The organism is Arthrobacter sp. S2(2024), from assembly GCF_036662515.1.
In the GTDB taxonomy this organism is placed as follows: Bacteria; Actinomycetota; Actinomycetes; order Actinomycetales; family Micrococcaceae; genus Arthrobacter.
This window is the reverse complement of sequence record NZ_JAYKZI010000008.1, coordinates 21055-44458: the sequence shown is the minus strand read 5'-3', so window position 1 is coordinate 44458 and position 23404 is coordinate 21055. Positions and strand designations below refer to the sequence as shown.

General features: G+C 64.5%; 23 protein-coding genes. 14 read left to right on the top strand and 9 right to left on the bottom strand.

The window, feature by feature from the left end:
* Window positions 1–51: 51 nt before the first annotated feature.
* The 3 genes from VLA65_RS15635 to VLA65_RS15625 all read right to left on the bottom strand — a co-directional run bounded on the left by VLA65_RS15635 (window position 52) and on the right by VLA65_RS15625 (window position 3267).
* Window positions 52–2505: a heavy metal translocating P-type ATPase gene (locus tag VLA65_RS15635; RefSeq protein ID WP_442880316.1), complete on the bottom strand. Its 2454-nt coding sequence runs from the start codon at window positions 2503–2505 to the stop codon at window positions 52–54.
* A gap of 71 nt (window positions 2506–2576) precedes the next feature.
* Window positions 2577–2816: a heavy-metal-associated domain-containing protein gene (locus VLA65_RS15630; RefSeq protein ID WP_059388821.1), complete on the bottom strand. Its 240-nt coding sequence runs from the start codon at window positions 2814–2816 to the stop codon at window positions 2577–2579.
* Between the two features lie 49 nt (window positions 2817–2865).
* Entirely contained in the window at window positions 2866–3267 is a 402-nt protein-coding gene (locus VLA65_RS15625) for a metal-sensitive transcriptional regulator (RefSeq protein WP_442880314.1), read from the bottom strand.
* A 215-nt stretch (window positions 3268–3482) separates the two neighbouring features.
* On the opposite strand from VLA65_RS15625, the gene VLA65_RS15620 reads away from it, so the two are divergent.
* From VLA65_RS15620 to VLA65_RS15595, 6 genes are read left to right on the top strand one after another with little or no spacing between them, the layout of a single operon-like run.
* Window positions 3483–4775 (top strand): extracellular solute-binding protein, encoded by a 1293-nt coding sequence (locus VLA65_RS15620; RefSeq protein ID WP_332603039.1) that lies wholly within the window; start codon window positions 3483–3485, stop codon window positions 4773–4775.
* Between the two features lie 43 nt (window positions 4776–4818).
* Window positions 4819–5811, top strand: a complete 993-nt coding sequence (locus tag VLA65_RS15615) for a carbohydrate ABC transporter permease (RefSeq protein WP_284988513.1) — start codon at window positions 4819–4821, stop codon at window positions 5809–5811.
* Entirely contained in the window at window positions 5808–6716 is a 909-nt protein-coding gene (locus tag VLA65_RS15610) for a carbohydrate ABC transporter permease (protein WP_332603038.1), read from the top strand. The genes VLA65_RS15615 and VLA65_RS15610 overlap by 4 nt, the downstream gene beginning before the upstream one ends.
* A complete protein-coding gene (locus VLA65_RS15605) occupies window positions 6713–8323 on the top strand; it encodes a beta-N-acetylhexosaminidase (protein WP_332603037.1) in 1611 nt (536 codons plus the stop codon). The genes VLA65_RS15610 and VLA65_RS15605 overlap by 4 nt, the downstream gene beginning before the upstream one ends.
* Window positions 8324–8330: 7 nt before the next feature.
* The gene (locus VLA65_RS15600) at window positions 8331–9146 is read left to right on the top strand and encodes an IclR family transcriptional regulator (protein ID WP_332603036.1); all 816 of its coding nucleotides are present in this window, start codon (window positions 8331–8333) and stop codon (window positions 9144–9146) included.
* An 8-nt stretch (window positions 9147–9154) separates the two neighbouring features.
* Window positions 9155–9604, top strand: coding sequence for a rhodanese-like domain-containing protein (locus tag VLA65_RS15595; protein ID WP_332603035.1), 450 nt, complete (start codon window positions 9155–9157; stop codon window positions 9602–9604).
* 9 nt (window positions 9605–9613) lie between these two features.
* Here VLA65_RS15595 and VLA65_RS15590 read toward each other — a convergent pair whose 3' ends face one another.
* Genes VLA65_RS15590 through VLA65_RS15575 form a run of 4 tightly spaced genes read right to left on the bottom strand, consistent with a single transcriptional unit; the run spans window position 9614 to window position 13227 of the window.
* Window positions 9614–11002, bottom strand: a complete 1389-nt coding sequence (locus VLA65_RS15590) for a sensor domain-containing phosphodiesterase (RefSeq protein ID WP_332603034.1) — start codon at window positions 11000–11002, stop codon at window positions 9614–9616.
* A gap of 34 nt (window positions 11003–11036) precedes the next feature.
* Window positions 11037–11441, bottom strand: coding sequence for a RidA family protein (locus VLA65_RS15585; RefSeq protein ID WP_059388814.1), 405 nt, complete (start codon window positions 11439–11441; stop codon window positions 11037–11039).
* The gene (locus tag VLA65_RS15580) at window positions 11438–12199 is read right to left on the bottom strand and encodes an IclR family transcriptional regulator (protein ID WP_059388813.1); all 762 of its coding nucleotides are present in this window, start codon (window positions 12197–12199) and stop codon (window positions 11438–11440) included. The genes VLA65_RS15585 and VLA65_RS15580 overlap by 4 nt, the downstream gene beginning before the upstream one ends.
* Window positions 12196–13227 carry a sugar kinase gene (locus VLA65_RS15575; RefSeq protein ID WP_332603033.1) on the bottom strand — a complete coding sequence of 344 codons (1032 nt, stop codon included), beginning with the start codon at window positions 13225–13227 and terminating at the stop codon, window positions 12196–12198. The genes VLA65_RS15580 and VLA65_RS15575 overlap by 4 nt, the downstream gene beginning before the upstream one ends.
* Window positions 13228–13475: 248 nt before the next feature.
* Between VLA65_RS15575 and VLA65_RS15570 the strand changes: the two genes are divergently transcribed.
* The 7 genes from VLA65_RS15570 to VLA65_RS15540 all read left to right on the top strand — a co-directional run bounded on the left by VLA65_RS15570 (window position 13476) and on the right by VLA65_RS15540 (window position 20573).
* Complete coding sequence (locus tag VLA65_RS15570; protein ID WP_332603032.1) at window positions 13476–14810, top strand: amino acid deaminase; 1335 nt, start codon at window positions 13476–13478, stop codon at window positions 14808–14810.
* A gap of 10 nt (window positions 14811–14820) precedes the next feature.
* Window positions 14821–16479, top strand: a complete 1659-nt coding sequence (locus VLA65_RS15565; RefSeq protein ID WP_332603031.1) for an N-acyl-D-amino-acid deacylase family protein — start codon at window positions 14821–14823, stop codon at window positions 16477–16479.
* Window positions 16469–17104, top strand: coding sequence for a bifunctional 4-hydroxy-2-oxoglutarate aldolase/2-dehydro-3-deoxy-phosphogluconate aldolase (locus VLA65_RS15560; protein ID WP_332603030.1), 636 nt, complete (start codon window positions 16469–16471; stop codon window positions 17102–17104). Before VLA65_RS15565 ends, VLA65_RS15560 begins: the two co-directional genes overlap by 11 nt.
* Window positions 17105–17126: 22 nt before the next feature.
* The gene (locus tag VLA65_RS15555) at window positions 17127–18518 is read left to right on the top strand and encodes a GntP family permease (protein WP_332603029.1); all 1392 of its coding nucleotides are present in this window, start codon (window positions 17127–17129) and stop codon (window positions 18516–18518) included.
* Window positions 18519–18852: 334 nt separating this feature from the next.
* Window positions 18853–19053 carry a hypothetical protein gene (locus tag VLA65_RS15550; protein WP_059388808.1) on the top strand — a complete coding sequence of 67 codons (201 nt, stop codon included), beginning with the start codon at window positions 18853–18855 and terminating at the stop codon, window positions 19051–19053.
* Between the two features lie 57 nt (window positions 19054–19110).
* Window positions 19111–20277 carry a WD40/YVTN/BNR-like repeat-containing protein gene (locus VLA65_RS15545; protein ID WP_332603028.1) on the top strand — a complete coding sequence of 389 codons (1167 nt, stop codon included), beginning with the start codon at window positions 19111–19113 and terminating at the stop codon, window positions 20275–20277.
* Between the two features lie 8 nt (window positions 20278–20285).
* Complete coding sequence (locus VLA65_RS15540) at window positions 20286–20573, top strand: MoaD/ThiS family protein (protein ID WP_284751077.1); 288 nt, start codon at window positions 20286–20288, stop codon at window positions 20571–20573.
* A 16-nt stretch (window positions 20574–20589) separates the two neighbouring features.
* Here the strand turns inward: VLA65_RS15540 and VLA65_RS15535 are convergent, their stop codons facing one another.
* A complete protein-coding gene (locus tag VLA65_RS15535) occupies window positions 20590–20826 on the bottom strand; it encodes a hypothetical protein (protein WP_059388807.1) in 237 nt (78 codons plus the stop codon).
* A gap of 184 nt (window positions 20827–21010) precedes the next feature.
* Window positions 21011–22327 (bottom strand): MFS transporter, encoded by a 1317-nt coding sequence (locus VLA65_RS15530; protein WP_284988502.1) that lies wholly within the window; start codon window positions 22325–22327, stop codon window positions 21011–21013.
* Window positions 22328–22535: 208 nt separating this feature from the next.
* Between VLA65_RS15530 and VLA65_RS15525 the strand changes: the two genes are divergently transcribed.
* A complete protein-coding gene (locus tag VLA65_RS15525) occupies window positions 22536–23306 on the top strand; it encodes an IclR family transcriptional regulator (protein ID WP_059388805.1) in 771 nt (256 codons plus the stop codon).
* The last annotated feature ends 98 nt before the right edge of the window (window positions 23307–23404 follow it).

Below are 23404 nucleotides of genomic sequence, written 5' to 3'. Positions count from 1 at the left end.
CGACAACAACTGCGAGCTAGTTGGGTGGGCCGGGAGTTGGGTGCGTCGGGGCTACTTTGCGAAGGAGCGCAACCGGAGCGAGTTCGCGACCACCAGGACCGAGCTCGCAGCCATGGCCGCACCGGCGATCATCGGGTTGAGCAAACCAAGGGCTGCCACCGGGATACCGATGGCGTTGTAGAAGAACGCCCAGAACAGGTTTGTCTTGATGGTGGCAAGCGTCTTCCGGGACAGCTCGATGGCTTGCACCAGCTGGCCAAGGTCATTGCCCATCACGGTCAGATCCGAGGCCTCGATCGCCACATCCGTGCCCGATCCCATGGCGATGCCAAGATCGGCTTGCGCCAGGGCTGCGGCGTCGTTGACTCCATCCCCGGCCATGGCCACAGTGGACCCCTGGGCCTGGAGCATCCGCACCGCGTCCACTTTGCCTTCAGGCAGGACGCCCGCGAACACATCTTCCGGGGAGATCCCGACGGCGGTGGCCACTTGGGCGGCGACCGCGGCGTTGTCTCCGGTCAGCAGGAGAGGGCGAATCCCGAGTTCCTTGAGCTTCGCGATGGCTGCCGCCGAACCGGGTTTGACAGTGTCCCTTAGCGACACGATCCCGGCGGGCTCCCCGTCCACAGCAACCCAGATAGCGGTTGCGCCGCCGGCTTCCTCGGTTGCCAGGGCCCGGCGCTGTGCATCGTCGGGGAAGATTCCGTTGAGTTCCAACCAGCCAGTCCTGCCGGCCACGACCGTTCGCTCAGCGCCGTTTCCGGCTCCGTTCAGCGCAACCATCCCGCGGACTCCGCCGCCCGGGGCGGAACTGAAGTCCTTCACCGCGAGGAGCGGGCCGGCGTCGGGCATTGCGGACTTGGCGGCAGCGGCAATCGCGTGGGCGATGGGATGCTCCGACGCTGCCTCGACGGCGCCGGCGAGAGAGAGCACGTCGGCGGGGGAGTGCCCGTTCAAGGCCAGGGTATGTCCGACGGCCAGCTTGCCGCTGGTGACGGTTCCGGTCTTGTCCAACAGGATGGCGTCCACAGTGCGCGTATCTTCAAGCACCTGTGGGCCCTTGATGAGGATGCCGAGCTGCGCACCCCGGCCGGTCCCGGTCAGGAGGCCAACGGGAGTCGCGAGCCCAAGCGCACACGGGCAGGCAATCACGAGCACCGCCACGGCAGCCGTGAACGAGGCATTGAGGTCCCCGCTCAGCGCGAGCCAGACTACGAAAGTAACCAGGGCGATGACCAGCACGACGGGCACGAACACGGCGCTGATCCGATCGGCGAGCCGTGCGATCGGGGCTTTGCCCGTCTGCGCCTGGCTGACCAGCCGCCCCATCTGGGCCAGCGTCGTCTCGGAACCGACGCGCGTCGCGCGGACCAGCAAACGGCCCGAAGTGTTGATGGTGGCGCCCGTGACCTGGCTTCCCGGGCCGACCTCCACGGGCACCGATTCGCCGGTGACCAAGGAGGCATCCACGGCGGATGAACCGCTCGTCACCAGGCCGTCCGTGGCGATCTTCTCTCCCGGGCGGACCACGAAGATGTCCCCGGCTACGAGTTGCTCGGCCGGGATCTTGTGCTCGACGCCGTCGCGCAGCACCGTAGCGTCCTTCGCCCCCAGGTTCAGGAGGGCCTTAAGGGCGTCGCCGGCCTTCGCTTTGGCGTTGGCCTCGAGATAGCGGCCCAGAAGCAGGAACGTGGTGACCACGGCGGCAACTTCGAAGTACAGCCCGCCGCCCATGCCTCCCGTGGACTCCATGCCCGGGTGTTCGGTCATCATGGGGTTGGCAAAGAGTTGCCACGCGGAGTAGAGGTATGCGGCCAAGACACCAATCGAGACGAGCGTGTCCATGGTCGAAGCGAAATGGCGTGCGTTAATGGCGGCCGCACGATGGAAGGGCCAGGCAGCCCACGTCACCACGGGAAGTGCCAGTGCAGCGGCGACCCAACCCCAGTGCGGGAACTGCAAAGCTGGAATCATCGAGATGGCGAAGACCGGAACCGTCAGTATGGCGGCGGCAATCAGTCTTGGCCTTAGCTGGCGGGACGCAGGGCCGTGATGCATGTGGTCTTCGTGGGCGCTGTGGTCGCCTTGCGCGCCGCCACCGGCGCCATGCTCGGCGTGCTCGGTCGTTCCTCCCTTAGACGCACGCTGCCGCATAACACCGGCACCGTCGCTGTGGTCATGTTCCGGCGCGCTATTGCTGCGGTCATGTTCTACAGCGCCGCCGTCACCCGGGCTGCCTTCGGTGCTGGACTCGAGCGTGCCGAGCATATCGGTTTCGCGATCGTGGGTGTGGTCGGCGGAGGGGGCCGTGGACGGACTGGGCCTCGATTCGCGGATCCAGGCTTTGTAGCCCGTTGCGTTTACTGTGTCCACGATTTGTTGGTCCGTGACGTTGTCCGGGACTGTGACGTGGGCTGATTCGAGGGGGAGATTGACGGAAGCCTCCACGCCGTCGAGCTTGCCCAGTTTCCGCTCTACGCGGGCCACGCATGATGCGCAGGTCATGCCCTCGATGTCGAGTTCGATGATGCGGGTGCCCGTTTGGTGCAGGATGTCGTGATTGCTCACATTGGCCCCTAGGCCTCGTTGGCGACTACCAGGTAGCCGGCTTCGGCGACGGCTTCGCCGATTTCGGACGGCGACAATTCCTGGGTGGAGGTGATGGTGACGGTGGAGATTCCGCCGGCGTTCAGATCGATCTCGACATTTTCCACTCCCGCCAAGGACTCAATTTCTTCGCTCACTGCGGAAACGCAGTGCCCGCAGGTCATGCCGGAAACGCTGACGTTCGTCTGGATGGTGGCGGTGTGGCCCATGGCGTGCTCCTTGGTGGTGAGTTGAATGGTGTGGTGAGTGCTTGCGGGGTTACCGCAGCAGGCGCCCGATGGCATCGGCTGCCTCCTTGACCTTGATGTCGATTTGCTCCGCGCGCACGACGGGATCCGACTCGGAGGCGGCTCCGACGACGCAGTGCCCGATGTGTTCCTCCACGAGCCCGAGACTCACGGCATGCAGGGCTTTAGTGACTGCCGAGACTTGGGTGAGGATGTCGATGCAATATTTGTCCTCTTCCACCATCCGCGCAATACCGCGTACTTGGCCCTCGATCCGCTTAAGGCGCCGCAAGTAGGCGTCCTTGTTGGAAGAGTAGCCGTGTTGGGCATGCGCTCCATCCTCGACTTCGATGCCCGGCTGGGCGATGTTCAGGTCAACCGGGTTCAAATCCGTGGACTTCAAATCTGTGGGGTTCACATCGATCGTGCTCATGGTGCCAATGTATACCCCCTAGGGGTATGAAGCAAGTACCCCCCGGGGGTATGTGACCTGTCATGAGAGATGGAACTATTTACAAATTCCCGTTTTGCAATGCAAACCTTTTGCCGCTTGTGCTTCCGCTCACAAAAGTATGTTTGTAAAGTTTCCTTCCATACCCGAAGCGGGGGACCGCCGGGCACCTAACCCTTTTCTCCATGGAGGATCCATTGAAAATCGCACGCTCTGCGGCTGCCATTGCCCTCGCCGCCCTCGCGCTGACGGCCTGTGCCCCGCCCACGTCGAACAATGCCGCGTCATCTTCGGATGAGAAGTCCGGCACCATCCGCGTCTGGCTCTTCTCGGAAGTCAACCAGGACCCAAAATCCGCGGTAGTCAAGGCCGCGGTTTCCGATTTCGAAGCCAATCACAGCGGTGTCAAGGTCGACGTCCAGTACATTCCCGTCGACAGCCGGGCAGAACGGTTCAAGGCCGCGTTCAACGACCCCTCGAGCGCTCCCGACGTCGCCGAGTTCGGCAACACAGACCTTGCCAGCTACGTTGCATCCGGCGGATTGTCCGACATGACTGCGGACATCAAGGCCTGGGATGAGTCCAAGGACCTGGACGGCAAGATCCTGGCCACCACGGACGTCGGGGGCAAGAACTACGGCGTGCCCTGGTACGTCGGCGTCCGGGCCCTCTACTACCGCACCGATCTGCTGCAGAAGCTCGGACTGGAGGCGCCCAAGACCCTCGCCGACGTCGAAACCGTGGCCCGCGCCGTCCGCGCAGCCAACCCGGACATGCTCGGGATTTCGGTCGGTGGAGCTGCGCAGTTCTCCGCCATGCCCTACCTCTGGGCCAACGGCGGCAACATTGCCACGAAGAAGGGTGGCACCTTTGCCTCCGGTCTGGATTCGGCCGAATCCCGGGACGGCATCTCCGCTTATGCCCGGCTGCTCAAGAACGACATCTGCCCGCCCCAGACGTGTGCCGAATTCGGCGGAAACGCCAGCGTCCAGCAGTTCATCGCCGGAAAATCGGCCATGACCATCGGTGGCGACTTCAACTACAAGGCCGTAGCGGCCAGTGCGGTCAAGGACAAGTTCGCGGTGGTTCCGGTTCCGGGCAATACGGCTGGTTCGATCGCCCCAGCGTTTGCCGGCGGAAACAACCTGGGCGTCTTCAACAGCAGCAAGCACCACACCCTCGCAGCCGAGTTCGTCGAGCTGTTGGCAGGCAAGAAGTACCAGCAGAAGATGTTCGACGCCATGGGCAACCTGCCCACATTCAGCGACGTCCAGAAGTCTGTTGCCGCGTCCAATCCGCAGCTTGACCCCTTCATCAAGACCCTCGCCGCCGGCACCAATTTCGTCCCCGTGACCGAAACCTGGTCCACCATCGACGCCCAGGGCATCTTCACCGGCATGTACCAGAAGATCGTCACGGGCAAGGCTGACGTCAATACCGCTACTGCGGATGCGGCAGCGGCCATGAACAAGGTCTTCGGATCCAAATGACGAGGTTCGTGAAGCACGGCCGATCCGCGCCAGGCGGCGCGGCGTGACGGCGTTCGCGTCCGCGAAGGCGGACACGAACGGGGCCAACCGCGAGCAGAACCGCAAGCCGACGACGGCGGGGACGTCCCGCCGTCGTGCGCTAGGCAAGCGCGGCTTGGAACCGTGGTTCTACCTGGCCCCGGCTTTCATTGTCCTGATCGCGCTGCTGGGATACCCGATCTTCCAGCTCATCAACGTTTCTTTGTACGACTACCGCCAGGCCCAAGTCAGTGGCAAGGCACCACTGCAATTCACGGGCCTGGAGAACTACCAGAAACTGTTCGCCGATCCGGAGTTCTGGTCCGTCCTGGGCAACACCGTGCTGTTCGCAGGCGCCTGCGTTGTCCTGACGCTGCTCGTGGGAACGTCGTTGGCGGTCTTGGCCACGCGGCTCCGGCCCTGGGTCCGGAGCGCACTGTTCGTCGTCTCCTTGGGCGCTTGGGCCACACCGGCCGTCACCGGCAGCGCCGTGTGGTTGTTCCTCTTCGACCCCACGCTGGGGCTCGTCAACAAGGCGCTCGTGTCGGTGGGCTTGACGCAGTTCAACGGCTACTCCTGGACCTACGACAAATGGTCCGCCTTCGGGTTGGTGGCCAGCGAAGTGGTGTGGTGTTCGTTCCCGTTCGTACTCGTGACGGTCTACGCCGGCATCCAGGCGATCTCCACCGAAGTCATTGAGGCGGCGCGGCTCGACGGTGCTTCCATGCCCCGGATCGCGCGCAGCATCATGCTTCCGATGCTGCGGCCCATCGTGATGGTGGTGACCATCCAGTCCATCATCTGGAATTTCAAGATCTTCTCCCAGATATACATCATGACCAACGGCGGCGGTATTGCCGGGCAGAACCTCGTGCTGAATGTCTACGGCTACCAGCAGGCCTTCGCGGCCAGCCTTTATGGCCTCGGCTCGGCCCTTGGCGTCATCATGACCGCGCTGCTGATGATCATCACCCTCGTCTACCTCCGCATCCTCAAGAGAACGGGAGAAGTCCTGTGACCGCCGTCGACGTTCCGCTCCGCAAGAACCGGCCCGCACCGGTCGCGCCGCAACAGTTCCGCAAGGGCGGACGACGCCGGTTCGGCGCCGATGTGGCGGCACTCGCCATCGCGCTTCTTGTCGCGTTCCCCCTGTTCTGGATGGTCCTTTCGGCCCTCAAGCCGAAGACGGCGCTCGACGCCGGCGATGCGGCGCCGTTCACGCTGGAACCGTCCTTCGACTCCTTCATGCGGGTCCTGTCAGTGAACAACTTCGGCAGGTACTTCCTCAACAGCGTGATCGTGGCGCTCGTGGTCGTCATCGTCTCCACTGTGCTGGCGTTTTTGGCCTCCGTGGCACTGACCCGCTACCAATTCAAGATGCGCACCAAGCTGCTGATCGTGGTCCTCGTGTCCCAGATGGTGCCCGTCGAAGCGCTCACCATTCCGTTGTTCTTCCTGCTGCGCAATGCCGGGGAGGCCGTACCGTTGGTGGGCTTGAACCAGCTCGGCTCCCTGGTGCTGGTCCATGTGGGCTTCAGTATTCCGTTCGCGATCTGGATGCTTCGTGGCTTCGTGGCAGCCGTGCCGGTGGAGATCGAAGAGGCAGCCCGCATAGACGGCGCGAGCGGTTTCCGCTTTGTCCGCTCGATCCTCTTCCCGCTCGTGGCGCCCGGAGTGGTGGCATGCTCGGTGTTTTCCTTCATCTCAACGTGGAACGACTTCCTCTTCGCCAAGACATTCATCATTTCCGCCCAGGAGAACCAGACCCTGCCCATGGCGTTGTTGACCTTCTTCAAACCCGACCAGAACGATTGGGGCGCCATCATGGCCGGTTCCGTGATCATGACCATTCCGGTGCTGATCTTCTTCATCGCGGTGCAGCGAAAACTCGTATCCGGCCTGGCCGGGGCGGTGAAGGGATGAGCGCAGCGGATCTGCTGGTTCCTATTCCGTCCTCGGTGGAGTCCAGCGGCGGTTTCCTGGAACTGGACGCAACCACCACGCTGGCCGCCGATCCGGAGCTCAACAATGCGCGCCGCTGGCTCGCCCGGACCCTCGGCGCGGCCACTGGCTGGGACCTGTTCCCGGCCGCCGCCGACGCGGGTATCAGCCTCCTGCTTGACCCGGAGCTCGACGCCGAGGCGTACCGACTGGAGGTGGGCGCCGCCGTCGTGATTCATGCGGGCGGTCCGGCCGGAGCCTTCTATGCCGCGCAGACGCTCCTGCAGCTGATGGGACCTGCCGCGTTGCGGCAAGCGCCCGTTCCGGAGACGGGCGGCGCATGGCCGGTTCCCAAGGTATCCATCCTGGACCACCCGCGTTTCGGGTACCGCGGGGCCATGCTGGACGTGGCCCGGCACTTCATGCCCAAGGACAACCTGCTCCGGTTCATCGAGGTGATGGCCATGCACAAGCTCAACGTCCTGCACCTGCACCTCACGGACGACCAAGGCTGGCGGATCCAGATCAACCGCTACCCGAAGCTCACTGAGACCGGGGCGTGGCGGCGCGAATCATCGCTGGGTTCGTGGCGGGCAGGGGTTTTCGACGGGCTTCCGCACGGCGGCTTCTACAGCCAGGACGATCTCCGCGAAGTGGTCGCGTTCGCTGCCGAGCGGCACATCACAGTCATCCCCGAAATTGACGTTCCGGGACACAGCCAGGCCGCCATCGCCGCCTACCCGGAACTGGGAACGGGCGCGGCCCCCGGGGTGTGGACCCGTTGGGGAATCAACGAGACGGTCCTGGAAGTCTCGCAAACCTCGTTGGAGTTCTACCGCAACGTGCTCGATGAAGTGGTGGAGATCTTCCCATCCCGCTGGATCAGCTTGGGCGGAGACGAAGTTCCGCTCACCCAGTGGCAATCCAGCGCCCAGGCGCAGTCCAAAGCCCGCGAACTCGGGATGCCGGACGTTTCGGGATTGCACAGCTGGTTTGTGGGGCAGTTGGCGGGGCACCTTGACGCACGTGGGCGGGCTACCTCCGTGTGGGACGAAATCGGCGACGGCGAGCTGCCGGATGGTGCGTTGGTGGCCTCCTGGCGAGGCTATGAAGGCGGTATGAGCGCGCTCAAAAGCGGTTATGACGTGGTCATGTGCCCTGAGCACAGGCTGTACCTGGACCACCGGCAGGCCGACGGCGACGACGAACCCGTGCCCGTGGGTTTTGTCACCACGCTGCAGGATGTCTACGGCTTCGAACCCCTGCCCGCGGGTGCGGATGAGGCGTTCCCGGGCAGGCTCCTCGGGGCGCAGGCCAACATCTGGACGGAACACCTGGATTCCCCGCGACGGGTCCACTTCGCCGCGTTTCCGCGGCTGAGCGCCGTGGCGGAGGTGCTCTGGTCCCAGCCGGAGAACCGGGACTACGATGGTTTCCTGGCCAGGCTCGAAGGCGCGCACCTGGAACGCCTGGAGGCCATGGGAGTGGAATACCGGCCGCTGTCCGGACCGCATCCCTGGCAATTGAGGCCTGGCGTGGCTGGCTGGAAACGCGATTACGACGCCGAGCAGCGCATTGCCGCTGGATAGGACACACGTGGGTACTGAAGGCATGGAGGCCCGGAACTCCTCGGCTTCGTTGCGGAAGGCGCTGGCTTTGCTGGCGGTGGTGGCGGAGCATCCGGTGAGCGCGGACGGACTCGCCTTGGTGGAGCTGACCAAGCTCTCCGGGCTCAACAAGAGCACGGTCCTGAGGTTGGCCGCGCCCTTGTTGGACGAAAACCTGCTGGAACGCGATGCCGAGAGCGGCCGCTTCCGGCTGGGCCATGGTTGCCTGCGTTTGGGACAGTCATACCTGGACCGGCTCGATTTGCGTAGCGTCGCGAACGCCGAGCTCAGGGTGCTGATGAGGGCTACGGAAAGCACCTGCCACTTGGGGGTCTTGTCCGGCCATGATGTGGTTTACCTCGACAAAGTTGAAGACGAGGCAACAGTTCGTATGGCATCGCGCGTTGGGGCGACCATGCCGGCGTATTGCACTGCGGTCGGCAAAGCCATGTTGGCGTTCAGTCCGGAGGAAGTGGTGGCTCCGATCCTGGCCGGCGACCTGGTGCCGATCACCGACAGGACCATCACGGATCCCGAGCAGTTGCGGACTGAATTCGCCGCGATCCGACGCCGGGGCTACGCGATCGACGACCGTGAGAACGAACCCGAGGTCCGGTGCGTGGCCGCCCCGATCTTTGGCCACGATGATCACGTGGTGGCCGCCCTCAGCGTTTCATCGTTGTCGTCCCGCATGACCGCCAAACGCGTCCGGGAAGTAGGTCCCATGGCCGCCGAAACCAGCCTGCGCATCTCGGCCAAGCTGGGATCGCGACGGGCAGGCGCCAAACTCGCCAAGCTCGCTTAGAGGGGCTCATGAAAACGCCAATGAACGACGCCGGTGCTGCGGTTGGGGCGGACGGTGCCGCAGGCGCCTACTTCCGGGCGAAGTTGCGGTTCGAGATCGACGTCATGGACGTCGCCGATGCGGCTCCCGGCAGTTTCGTGCTCGTGGATACCCGAAGGCAGTCGTCGTGGGACCACGGCCATATCCCCGGCGCCATGCACCTTCCGACCGCGGAGATACCCGCACGGGCAGCCGCACTGATCCCCGCCGGGACCGCAATAGTGGTCTATTCGTGGGGACCGGGCTGCAACGGAAGTACCTTCGCGGCCCTGGCGTTCGCCGAACTTGGGTACCCGGTGCGGGAGATGATCGGCGGCATTGAGTATTGGGCGCGGAACGGCCTCCCAGTGGAGACAGCTACAGGCGTTGTCGTTCGGGACTTCGATGGGCTGGTCACGGCGCACCAACCCGAGGGGTAGCGGCCATCGCTACCCCCAAGCCGCCCAGTCCTCAGGCCGGAGCGACGGGCGGCCGAGAAGGTAGCCTTGGGCCGCGGTCATCCCGAGCTTGGTGACCGCAGCCAGCTCGGCCTCGGTCTCGATCCCTTCGGCTACCAGGGCGGCCCCTATTTCGGAGGAAAAACCGACCATCGCAGCTCCCAATGCCCGCTGGCCTGGATCCGTGTCGATCCCGGCGATGATTTCGCGATCGAGTTTGATGAGGTCCGGCTTGAGCTGCAGGATGTGGCGCATGGAAGCAAAGCCGGCACCGGCGTCGTCCACGGCTATTCTGAGCCCGGCGCGCCGCAACGGTGCCAACGCTTCGGCGAGCGGCTCATAGTTGGCCACCTCATGGCGTTCGGTGACCTCAAGAACGATGCGCCGCGGAGGGATGGCCGACTCCACAATCGCGGCTGCCAGCCGGGGGTCAAGGCACGCCCGGGGTGAGAGGTTTGCCGCGATGTACAGCTCCGGTGGGAGCCCTGCCGCGGTGGTCAGCGCCGTCCGGAGAGCAAGGATCTCAAGCTCGATATCCAGGCCGACCGAGGCGGCCTCCATGAAACGCACCTCGGGGGACAACTCCTGGGAACCGCTGAACCTTGTCAAGGATTCCACTCCAACGACGTTGCCCGTTTCCAGGCACCGGATCGGCTGGAATGCTGTGATGAGTGAGCCGTCGTTGAGCAAGGCCTGGATGCGGACAGTGACTTCCGCCCGCGAACGTGTTGCCTCTGAATTCAAGACACGGCAGGTGCCCTCGAAACCGCAGTCCCTGCCCTCCCTGTCGCGAATCGGCCTTCCGGCTACATCAATCAAGACGCGGCTGCCATCCCGGTGGCGGCACACGGTGATTACACATGACCACGAGGAGTCGCCGCTTTCCCTGGCTTTCCAGTCCACCCGTGCGTCTGCGAGGTCCCCGGGGTCGATCACGCGGGTGATGTGCCTCCCCAGCAGTTCGGAGGGTTCGTACCCCGTGATGTCCTTGCACGCCGGGCTGCAGAACGTAAATCGTCCATCGGGCCCCGTGGCCCACAGCCAGTCCATGCTTGTGTGCAGCACGGTGTCCATCAAGCGCGACGTCCGGAACGCCTGGCTGCGTTCCCGCTGCTGCTGCCGCATGAGACGCCACGCGGCCAGTACCACCAGGGGCACGATCAGCAGTGCGAGAAGCGCGGGGAATCCGGTCTTTTCATCGATGCCGCCCCACGGCGGAAGCCCGAAAGCCAAGGGCAGGCGGATAGACAACGCGACTGCAGCCTCGATGAATACGACAACCAGCAGCCACCATCCGGTTGAGGCCGACGCCAGCCGGTTCGCTTGGCGTCCCTCCCGGGAAGACGCCCTCTTAAGCCGGGGAAAGCGCATGAAGGGCATCACCCAATAGTGCCACCAAGCCGGGCTCCGGGGCTTACGCCGTAACGGCCAGCGCGTCGATTTCCACGAGCATGACTTCGTGCGGGAGGTCGACGAACACCGTGGTGCGGCTAGGCAGTTGGCCGCTGGGGACGTTCTCGGTGATGAATTCGCCGTAGACCTCGTTCATGGCGGCGAAGTCGTCGCGGGTGGTGAGGTAGACGCGGAACATGATGACGTCTTCCACTGAGGAGCCGCCGGCTTCGAGGATCGCCTTCACGTTCTCCAGTGTGCGGCGGGTCTGGACTCGGACGTCGCCCTCGCCGATGTACTGGTTGGTGGCGGGATCCATGGGGCCTTGGCCCGAGACCTGGAACAGGCCGCCCTTCTGGATGCCTTGGGAGAATACGTGCGCCGGGGCCGGAGCGTTTTCGGTCAGTACTACAGTCTTTTCACTCATGCGGAGTTCCTTTCGTGGCTGATCCAGCCGAGGTCGCGGGAGATGGCCTCGGTGCTGGCTTTGAGGTCGGGCAGCAGCTCAAGCAGTCCTTCATAGCTGAGCATCACCACCGGTACCGAACAAGAGGCTGCGGCCACGACGGCGCCGCTCGCGTCGCGAATGGGGGTCGCGATGCAGTGCACGAAGGATTCGTGCTCGGCGTTGTCATGGGCCCAGCCCTGGACCCTGACCTGCTCCAGTTCGGCCAAAAGGGCCTCCGGCGAGGTCAGGGTGGTGTCGGTAATTCTTGTGTAGTCGAGTCCCGCCGCGATCTTTTCCTGCCGGCTGCGCGGCATGTCGGCAAGCAGGACTTTGGCGACGGCGGCCGAATGCAGGGACGCGGTCAGGCCGATCCGGGAGTACATCCGCACGGGATGGTGCGACTCGAATTTGTCGATGTACACCACGTCATTGCCCTCGAACGCGGCAAGGTGCACGGTGTGCCCGGTCTTTCCGTTCAGCTCAGCCAAGTACGGGTGCGCCACTTTGCGGATGTCCCGCTGCTCCAGGGCGAGCGAGGACAGCTCGAACAGTTTGGATCCAAGCATGAACCGCTGGTCCTCATCGCGGACAACGAATCGCTTTTCCTCCATGGCGTGCAGGAGCCGCATGACGGTTGTCTTGTGTACCGACGCCTTGGAGGCAAGCTCATCCAGGGTGGCCGGTTTGGCCGCAAGCTCGGCTAGCAGGTCGATGGCCCGCATCAGGCTTTGGCTCATGGTGCTGTGCTCCGATCGTGAAGGCTTCGGTCATGGCTGCTGAAGTGTCCTGCGGCGACGTGGATCGCAGCCCATTCGGCGTCTGTGGAACCGAGGATGGCCGAAAGCAGGGTGGAGCCGGGGAGCGGGCCACGATCGCCATGCACGGTGAGGGTGCAGGCTGCGGCGACGTGACCGCGGCGAAGGCTCGCCTTCTGCCCGAGGCCGAACAGCACGCCGCTGAGGTACCCGGCCGCGAAGGAATCGCCCGCGCCCACCGGCTCAAGCACGTCCACGGACAATGCCGACACCTCGGACCGCGTCCCGTCCCGTTCCAGGGCGATGGCGCTAGTGGCTTCGTTCTTGATGACGACGACGGCGGGATCAGGCATGAGGCGCCGCAGTTCAGTTTCGTCCGTAGTGCCGAAGGCGTGCTCGGCTTCGTCCTTGCCCACCAGCACGATGTCGGCGAGATTGGCCAGGCGGCGCAGTACGGAACGGTCCTGGCCGGCCCAGAGCGCGGCGCGCCAATTGACGTCGAAGCTGATGAGGCGGCCGTGCCTCGGGGCGGCGAGGATGGCTTCCGTGAGCTGAAGGCATTCGGCCGAGATCGCCGCTGTGATGCCGCTCAGGTGGATGAGCGATGCTTCGTTAAGCAAACGCTCGACGGCGGGATTCGCCAGGGTGCCCAGGCTCATCGCTGATGCGGCGGAACCCTGCCGGTAGTACAAAACTGAACTGCCGCCGTCGGGGTCTGTTCCCTGGGCTGGCACCTTGACGTAAAGCCCGGTGGGCCGTCCGGGATCGACCTCGACGCCGGAAACGCCTACTCCGTGGCTGCTGAGTTCCTCCAGGATCCGGATACCGAATCCGTCCTTGCCCACCCGGCCTACCCAGTGGGAGTCCAGGCCCATGGCAGCCAGGCCCATGGCAACGTTCGATTCCGCGCCGCCGATGCCGCAGTGCAGCTCCGTGGCTTGGTGCAGCGGGACGGGCTTCACCGGGGTGAGCATGGCCATCGTCTCGCCCACACATACAGCTGAAAGCATGAAACTCGCGCGCTCCCTCTGCCGCTTCCAGCGGCACTCGACACCCAATGAAGAAGGGATTTCCGTGGCCTGGTCAGGGAGTGCCGGGCCACGCCGCGGCCTTGACTCCCAATCCTGCACCATGTTAGACATATCACCAACAGCTTTGCAACCTGCGTTGCAAAATACGCAACGCACCGGGTTTGCGAGCAGAATGCGCACAGTGAATTGCGCACAGTGAAGTTGCGCATCGTGAAGGGATCGAACTGGTGAACACTTCCACGTCCGGGGCCGGAGCAGAGGCCGGGGCAATTGCGGCGGACGCCGTGGGCCGCCTGGCGGATGTCCGGCTCGACTGGCGGCACAAAGCCGTGCCCGCCACAGCCAACGGCACCAGCCACCGCGAGTTCCTCTCCACAACCCCGAAACTCAAGGACCTCCAGACACCGTTGTTGACGCTTGATGCCGGGGCGATGCGCGGCAATGCCGATCGGCTGGCTTCGTGGTGCGCGGAGCATGGCGTCTTGCTGGCTCCGCATGGAAAGACCACCATGGCGCCACAGCTCTGGGCCGAACAGCTGAGCCGCGGCGCCTGGGGGATCACCGTGGCGAACTTCGCCCAGCTCCGCGTGGCCCGCGCGTTCGGCGTGCGGCGCCTGCAACTGGCCAACAGCCTGAGCGATCCGCACGCGATCGAATGGGTCGCCAAGACCGCGAGTCCGGACCAGCCGATCCTGTCCTGGGTGGACTCCACCGTTACCGTGCAGGTTATTGGCCGCACCTTGGAAGCCGTTGGAAGCAACGCCGTCCTGGATGTCCTCGTTGAGCTCGGCGGGATCGGCGGCCGCACCGGGGCACGAGGCGTGGAGGCTGCACTCGACGTCGCCCGCGCCGTCAGTGCCTCCCCGCACCTGCGGCTCGTGGGGGTGAGCGGCTACGAAGGATCGTTGGCCCACACGGCCGACGCCGGCAGTCTTGCCGCCGTCCGCGGCTACTTGGGCCAGATGGGTGAGCTGCATCAGCGGCTCCTCGTGGAGGGTCTCTACGGATCCGACGCCGTCATTCTCACCGCAGGCGGCAGCGCGTACTTCGACGACGTCGTCGACGTCCTTTCGCCCTACGCCACCGCTGGCTCCGAGGCAAGCCCCCGGGTGGAACTCATGATCCGCAGCGGCGCCTACATCATCCACGACGACGGCTTCTACCGGGGCATCTCGCCGTTTTCCCGCGACGGCGGCCAGCCGTTCATGGCAGCTATGCACGGCTGGGCGCGCGTCGTGTCCCAGCCCGAACCCGGCCTCGCCATCCTCGACGCCGGCAAACGGGACTTGCCCATTGACGAAGGCCTGCCGCGTCCACAGCTGATCGGGCCCGCGCTCGGTGGTCCCATGCTGCCCCTCGGCGGTGCCGAGATCACCGCCGTCAACGACCAGCACTGCTTCATGACCTTCGACGCCGGCACCACCACCGTGCGGCCCGGCGACGTCGTGCGCCTCGGACTTTCGCATCCGTGCACAGCCTTTGACAAGTGGACCCTCATCCCAGTGCTGGCGGACACCAACGGTGACCAAACCGTCGTCGACCTCATCCATACCTTCTTCTAGGACCCTCGCCATGAAGACCCTCATCAGCAACGCCATCCTGGTGGACGGAACCGGGATGGACCGCCGCACCGCGGACGTCCTGCTGGACGGCGAGGTGATCGCCGTCGTCGCCGACGCCGGATCCCTCGCCGCGAGCGGAACCGGCGCCGAGCGGACCATCGACGCCGCGGGACTCGTCCTGAGCCCGGGCTTCATCGACATGCACGCCCATTCGGACCTGCAGCTGCTGGTCAACAAAGACCATTACGCCAAGCTGAGCCAAGGCGTCACCACCGAACTGCTGGGCCAGGACGGGCTGTCCTACGCTCCGGTGGACGACGCCACGCTTACCGGAGTCCGCGAGAAGATCGCCGGCTGGAACGACAACCCGCAGGATTTCGACTGGGATTGGCGAACCGTGGGCGAGTACCTGGACCGCCTCGACGCGTCCGAAAACGGCAAGAGGATCGCCACCAACGCCGCCTACCTCGTGCCGCAGGGAACCGTACGGGCCCTCGTGATGGGCTTCGGCGAAGGGGACCCGACACCTGAGCAGCAGGAGCGGATGCAGGACTTGGTCCGCACCGCGATGGAGGAAGGCGCCGTGGGGATGTCCTCCGGACTGACCTACACCCCCGGAATGTACGCCCGCACGGAGGAACTGGCAGGACTATGCCGGACCGTGGGGGAGCTGGGTGGTTTCTACGCCCCGCACCATCGCTCCTACGGAAAGGGCGCGCTCGGCGCCTACGCTGAGATGATCGGACTGAGCAGGGACACCGGCTGCGCGCTGCACCTTTCCCACGCCACCATGAACTTCGCCGAAAACAAGGGCAGGGCGGGCGAGCTTCTTGAACTCATCGACGCAGCGCTCGACGACGGCGCCGACATCACGCTCGACACCTATCCCTACCTCCCCGGAGCCACCACGCTCGCGGCCATCTTGCCCAGCTGGTCATCCTCCGGCGGCACCGAGGCCACACTCACGCGGTTGGCTGACCCGGCTACGCTAGCGAGGATCCGCGAAAGCGTGGAGATCTACGGCTCCGACGGCTGCCATGGCGTGGTTGCCGAGTGGCACACCCTGGAGGTCAGCGGCGTCCAGAACCCGGCACTCGCCGGCCATGTGGGCAAGACCATCGCCGCAATCGCCGCCGAATCCAACGCTGAGCCCTTCAACGTGTTCGTTCGGATCCTCCAAGAGGACCGCTTGGGGACCGGCATCCTGCAGCACGTCGGACACGAGGAAAACGTGCAGGCCATCATGGTCCATCGCACGCACACGGGCGGCAGCGACGGCCTCTTGGTCGGAGCCAAGCCGCACCCGCGTGCCTGGGGAACCTTTCCCCGCTACCTGGGCCATTACAGCCGCGACCTGGGCTTGCTGACCCTGGAAGAAATGGTCCACCACTTGAGCGGCCGCCCCGCCGGGCGGCTCAAGCTCGACCGCCGGGGGCTCGTCCGCGAAGGCTACGCGGCCGACGTCGTCCTCTTCGATCCGCGCACCGTCCGTGACGAAGCCACCTTTGAAAACCCCCGCAAGCCAGCCACTGGCATCCATTACGTGTTCGTCAACGGGACGGCAGCGATCGACGGCGGGAAGCCCACCGGCGCCCGTGCCGGCCGCGCCCTGCGCCGCAGCCCCGACGGACGCACCCGAGCAGGAAGTACGGAATCGCATGACTCCTGAAGAATTCGTCGAACAGCTTGAAGCCGACCGCACCCTCGCCGTCGTCCGTGCGCCATTTATCCCCGACGCCGCCGAGCTGTGCCACGCACTGGCCGGCGCCGGCATCCGCAGCGTCGAACTGACGTTCACCACCCCGGACGTGCTGAAGCACGTCCGGCGGGCGGCGGACACCGCCGCGAAGCACGGCGCCGCCGTCGGAATCGGTACCGTGATGACGGCCGAGCAGGCGAAGGCAGCAATCGACGCCGGTGCCCGATTCCTGGTGACGCCCGGCCTTCGCCCCGAGGTTGCGGCGGTGGCTGCGGCCGCCGGTATTCCCTTCAGTTTGGGCGCCATGACACCCACGGAGGTGGCGCAGGCCCTTGACCTCGGTTCCGCGGCAGTCAAGATCTTCCCGGCTAGGCAGCTCGGCCCGGCCTACCTTAAGGATCTCCAGGGTCCCTACCCTGGCATCCGGCTTCTGCCCTCCGGCGGGATCGACGCCTCTAACGCCAAGAGCTATCTCGACGCCGGCGCCGCAGCGGTCTGCTGTGGAACCAGCGTGGTCCCTCCCTCCGCCGTGGCCGCAGGCGACTGGGCTGACATTTCGGCCAGGGCCGCCGCCTTCACCGCCACCCTCGCGTAGGAATCCCCAGAAAGTAACCTCCATGAATGAATTCCTGAACTGGCTGCGGCACGATACCGCCGGCCTGCTTCTCCTGGCAGGGGCCGGCATTGCCCTCCTGTTGTTTCTGATCATCAAAGTCAAGGTAGAACCGTTCATTGCCTTGGTGGGTACCAGCGTGCTCGTCGCGCTGGCGGGCGGCGTGAGCATCGATGCCCTCGTCGGCTCGCCCATCAAGAGCGGTGACGCCCTCATCGAGAAGGGCTTCGCCGGGATCCTCGGACACATCACGTTGATCATCGGCCTGGGCACCGTCCTGGGCGCCATCCTGGAACGTTCCGGTGGTGCGGAGGTCCTGCTGGGCAGGCTCGTGAAGATCTTCGGCGAAAAGGGAACGCCGCTGGCCATGGGCGTCACCGGTTTTGTCCTCGGCATTCCGGTCTTCTTCGACATCGGTATTTTCGTGCTCGCACCCCTCGTCTACGTGGCGGCGGTACGCGGCGGGAAATCCCTGATTCTGTATGCCTTGCCGCTCCTCGCCGGCCTCTCGGTGACCCACGCCTTCCTGCCACCGCACCCGGGTCCCGTGGCAGCGGCTGGCCTGTTCCACGTTGAACTTGGCTGGATCATCATCATGGGCCTCGCCTGCGGTATCCCCGCTTGGTTCGCTTCCGGCATTCTCTGGGGCCAGTGGATCGGCAAGCGCGTGCAAGTGTCCGTTCCGGAGGACCGCGTGATCCCGGAGGCAGAGGAAGCCGTTGGCCACGAGCCGCCTATGAGCGTCGTTGCCCTTGCCATCGGCCTGCCGATGCTCCTGATCCTTGGCGCCACCTTCGGCAACGTCTTCCTCCCCACCGGCGGATTCCGGGATGCGCTCGTGTTCTTCGGCAATCCGGCCATTGCGCTCACCGTCGCCGTTGCACTCTCGATGTGGCTCCTGGGCACGCGCCGGGGCATGAGCGCCAAGGACCTTTCCGAACTGAGCTCAGCCTCGCTGAAGCCGGTCGGCATGATCCTGCTCGTTGTTGGAGCCGGCGCATTCTTCGGCGCCGTGCTCTCGGCAACCGGGGTGGGCAACGCCGTGGCGGACACCTTGGCCAAGGCCGGGCTTCCGGTCATCGTGTCCGCTTACGTGATCGCCTGCGGCATGCGCCTCGCCCAGGGCTCGGCCACGGTCGCGATCGTGACCACCGGCGGCATCCTGGCCCCGGCGCTCACGGCCGGACACTATTCGCAGCCGCAATTGGCCCTGATTGTCATGGCCATCTCCTCCGGCTCCATCATCGCCAGCCACGTGAACGACGGCGGATTCTGGATCATCTCCAAGTACTTCAACATGTCAGTCAAGGACACCCTGAAGACGTGGACGGTGCTGGAGACCGTGCTCTCGGTAGTGGGCTTCGGCATGGCGGCGCTGCTGTACCAGTTCGTCTAAACGCTGAGCGACACGGAAAATCCCTGGCGACCCCGGAATTCCGTGGGCGCCAGGGATTTTGCGTGTCGCGAGGCTTAAACAAAGAGCTCCGGAGTGCGTTATTGGGGGATACGCACTCCGGAGCGGACTTTGGAGCAGGTTCTTGGGGGTTCCTGCTGACAAATAGCTTACGTGCCCCAACAGCACTCCGCTACCAATCTGAATAACTACTTTCACTTTACTTTTTCCGGTCCCGGGTTCACGGCGAAACCCGGCGTTTGATCGGGGTACCCGGCCCCTTGTAGTGCACCCGGCGCGGGCCTAGCGTTAACTTGCACAGGAAGGGGTGGTCCACGTGGAGATCTTCATGTGGTGGCTGGACATAGACCTTAAGAGCAAGGAATGGCTGCGCGAAAACCTTCGTGCCACTGAGCTTCCACTGGAAGTTCTGCAACGGATTGCGGATGTCGGAGGTCCGCGCCTTGAAGAGCTGGCCGGCGGGCTGAGCGACGCCGACTGGGATTTCATTGAGACGCAGTCCGAGTTCGTGGACTGAGGCGCTTTCCTAGACCGGTTCATAAAACCGTTGCGGCTCCCGCGCCGGGATGGTTGCATGGGGTGCATGGCTACCGCAGAGAGTTATGTCTTGGCGATCGGGACCAAAAAAGGACTGTGGCTGGCGCGCAGCTCAGACCGCAAGGAATGGTCCCTTTCCGGTCCGCACTTCCTCATGAGCGAGATCCCCAGCATCGGGATCGATACGCGCGGGGACAAGCCCCGGATCATGGTGGGCGTGCGCTCCGAACACTGGGGTCCTACGGTGGCCCACTCCGATGACCTGGGCGCCACATGGACCGAGCCCGAACAAGGTGCCATCAAATTCCCGGACGGCACGGATGCCGCTCTGGAACGGATCTGGCAGATCTACCCGGACTCCGCATCCCGGCCCGGGGTGGTCTGGGCGGGTTGCGAACCGATCTCTGTCTGGAAATCGACCGACGGCGGAGAACACTTCGAGTTGAACCGCGGCCTCTGGGACCACCCGCATCGCAGCGAGTGGGGCGCGGGTTACGGTGGCGCTGCCGCCCACTCGATCGTGGTCAATCCTTCCGGGGAGAACGTCCATGTCGCCATGAGCACGGGCGGCGTCTACCGATCGCTCGACGGCGGAACCTCCTGGGAGGCCCGCAACAAGGGGATCTCGGCCTACTTCATGCCCGATCCCAATCCCGAGTTCGGCCAGTGCGTCCACAAGATCGCCGCGGATGCCGCCGTCGAAGGCCGGTTGTATGCGCAGAACCACCACGGTGTGTACCGCACGGACGACAACGGCGAGAACTGGGTTTCAATCGCCGACGGCCTTCCCGCTGATTTCGGCTTCGTGATGCTCACCCACCCCCGCCGCGAAGGGACCGCCTGGGTGATCCCGATCAAGGCCGATAGTGAGCGGATTCCGCCGGACGGCCATCTCGCGGTGCACCGCACGGACGACGCCGGGAATACCTGGAAGCGTTTGGATGTGGGTCTCCCGGACCATGAATACAACGCCGTGCTCCGTGACGCAGCCGCGGTGGATTCTGCTGAACCTGCCGGGGTGTACTTCGGAACGCGCGGCGGTTCTGTCTACGCCAGCGCTGATGAGGGCGAGTCCTTCATTGAAGTCGCCTCGCATCTACCTGATGTTTTGTGTGTCCGGGCTGCTGTTGTCTCCGGCGTCGTCCCCGCAGATGTGGCAGACGAATTGGCCGCTGCCGCCGCAGCATCCAGCCTGCCGGCCTAGGACGTACGTTGCCCGACATTACGGTGCTTTTGCCCAGCGTTCTCCAGCCCCTCGCCGGCGGGCAGTCCTATCTGACTACGCCCGCCGACGGAGCTGTGACCGTGGAAAGCTTGCTTGATGCTGTGACCGGGGACTACCCGGTGCTGGCCCGGAGGATCCGGGATGAAACCGGTTCGCTCCGCCGCTACGTGAATATTTACGTGAACGGCGAGGAGGTCCGGCGTCTGAAGGGTCTGGATACTGAGGTAGCTGCCGGCCAGGAGGTCTTGATCATCCAGTCCGTGGCTGGCGGCTGAGTGGTTCGGGGCCAGGTCAGGCCACTCGCCAGACTGTGCATTCGTCGGTATTGATGGCCTTGCGCAGGCCCGTCAGCTGATCCATGATCCAAACGACGCCGATGCCCGGGGCCGTTTCCTGGACGCTGCCCCTGCGGATGACAACGTCATCGTAGGAGGGTCCGACGGAGAGGCGGGCTTCGATCTGGTCGCCGCGGTGCAGCTGGTCAAGCGCGCGGATTCTTGTGGGGTGGGTTGATACTTCCTTCAACATGGTGGCCTCCCTGGCTGGAGCTGCCAGCATTTGCCGGCTATTCCAGTGTGGCGGGCCAATGTTGCGGTGTGGTTTCGTGCGGGTTAGCCGTGGGTAAGACTTCCGGGACAAAGAAAATCCGTGGTTCCACACGGGCCCAGAGGGCGGCCGGTGTGGAACCACGGATTTGTTTGGAGGGAGCGTCCTACTTCAGGCCGAGCTCCGCCGTCGGGGTCTTGAAGGATTCGCGGGCGGTCATCGCGGAGACCGCCGCGATGACGCAGATGACGCCGGTGAAGATGCTGATCTGGACCCAGCCGCCGGCCTTGGTGCCGCCCATTGCCGTCACGATGGTCGGGGCGAAGCCTGCCATGAGGAAGCCGATCTGCGTGCCGATGGCCAAGCCTGAGAAGCGGACCTTGGTGCTGAACATTTCGCCGTAGAAGGAGGGCCATACCGCGTTTGCGGCGGCGTATCCGAGGGAGAAGTACACCACGGAGACCAGGAACATGAGCGGCACGTTTCCGGATTCGAGCGTCAAGAGGAACACCGGCGTCATGATGGCGCTGGCTACGGCGCCGTAGATGAAGACGGGCTTGCGGCCGATCCGGTCAGCCATCCGGCCGAAGACCGGCTGGGTGCCAAGCGCGACGACGTTTGCCGCCACGACGAGCCACAGGGTGATGGTGCTGTTCACGTGGGCCACGTCCTTGGCGTAGGCAATGGCCAAGGTTCCGAAGACCGTGCTCACCGCCGAGATGAAGGCGCAGCAGATAACGCGCAGGACGTCGGCCCAGTGCAGCCGCAGAAGGTCGGCCACGGGGAGCTTGGCGATCTGGTTGTTCTTCTTGGCCTCGGCGAACGCCGGCGGTTCGTGCAGGGTGCGGCGGATGAAGAACGCTACCAGGACCACGACGGCGCTGAGCCAGAACGGGATCCGCCAGCCGATGCCGTACTTGACCTCGTCCGGGAGCGCGACGACCGGGATGAAGACCAAGGCTGCGAGGATCTGGCCGCCCTGGGTTCCGGTAAGGGTCCAGGAGGTAAAGAAGGAGCGGCGGTTGTCCGGCGCGTGTTCCAGCGTCATGGATGAAGCGCCGGCTTGTTCACCGGCGGCCGAGAGGCCCTGGCAGAGCCGTGCGAAGACCAGCAGCGCCGGAGCCCACCAACCGATGGACTTGAAATCGGGGAGGCAGCCGATGATGAACGTCGCACCGCCCATGAGCACCAGGGTAAACATCAGCACGCGCTGGCGGCCGATGCGGTCGCCGAAGTGCCCCAGGATGATGGCTCCTACGGGCCGTGCTACGTAGGCGAAGCCGAACGTCGCGAAGGACATAATGGCTGCGTTGGCGTCGGCGCTGGGGAAGAAGACGTGCGGGAAGATCAGGGCCGCGGCCGAACCGAAGATGAAGAAGTCGTAGTACTCGACGGCGCTACCGAGGAAGCTGGCGAGGGCGGCCTTCTTCGGCGTTCCTGCCGTGGCAGTGCCCGGCGTCGTAGACGGGATCGTGTGACTCATGGTGTTCCTTTTGTGTGACGGCGATGTCGCATCTGGCTGAAATGTGCGTACCTGGAACGTCGTTGTGGGTCCGGCAGCGGCCTCACACTGTAGCCACATTGTGAGAGCTACTTGTGCGATATAGCAATAATGACTGTGAGCGCAGTCACTTGTCAAGACATTTACTCACCATCTAGATATAGCTCTCACGATGTGGCAATCTTTAGTTATGGATGTGAAGGAAGACACAAAAACCGACATGATCGGCAAGGCCCTGGGCCTCCTGGTATTGCTGGGTAATGAGCCGAAGGGGGCCAGCGCCTCGGAGCTCGCCCGCCAGGCGGAGCTGCCCTTCAGTACCACCTACAGGCTGCTCGGATCCCTGACCCGCGACGGATTCGTTGACTACGAGGCCGACGGCCGCCGCTACCACCTGGGGCTTCGCGTCTTCCAGCTGGGCCAGCGGGTGTCCAATCACCATGGCTTTGCGGGTACCGCGCGGCCCATCCTGCAGCGCGTCACGGAGGGGACCGGTGAGGCCACTATCCTCTCGGTCAGGGATGGCCACCACCACCTCACGGTCAACAAGGTGGACGGTCCCCAGATGTTCCGGGTCACGAGTGATCCGGGGCATCTTGGAATGCTGCACACCACGGCCGTGGGCAAGGCGCTAGTTGCCTTCGCGGACGACGACGAGCGGAAGCAGTTGGTGGAAGAGCTCGAACTGGAGCCGCTGACGGAGTTCTCCATTACCGACCGCGACGCTTTCCGCCTGGAAATCGAGAAGGTCCGGCGCCAGGGCTACGCGATCATGGACGAGGAAAACGAGGTGGGCATGCGCGCCGTCGCCGTCCCGGTCCTCAATTCCCAGGGCGTTGCGTTCGCCTCGCTTGCCACCGCCGTCCCTGTCTTCCGAATGAGCGTGGAGCAGCTGGTGGCGGTGGTCCCCTTGCTGAAGAGCGCGGCGTCAGAGCTTGCCGACCGCCTGCCGCAGCGATAACGGCGCGTTAATAGCTATCACTTTTGTTCGCGATAAGAACACTAGTGCAATATATGAACATTTTGTGTAGTCTGATTCATACCGCCCGGCGGAGCAGC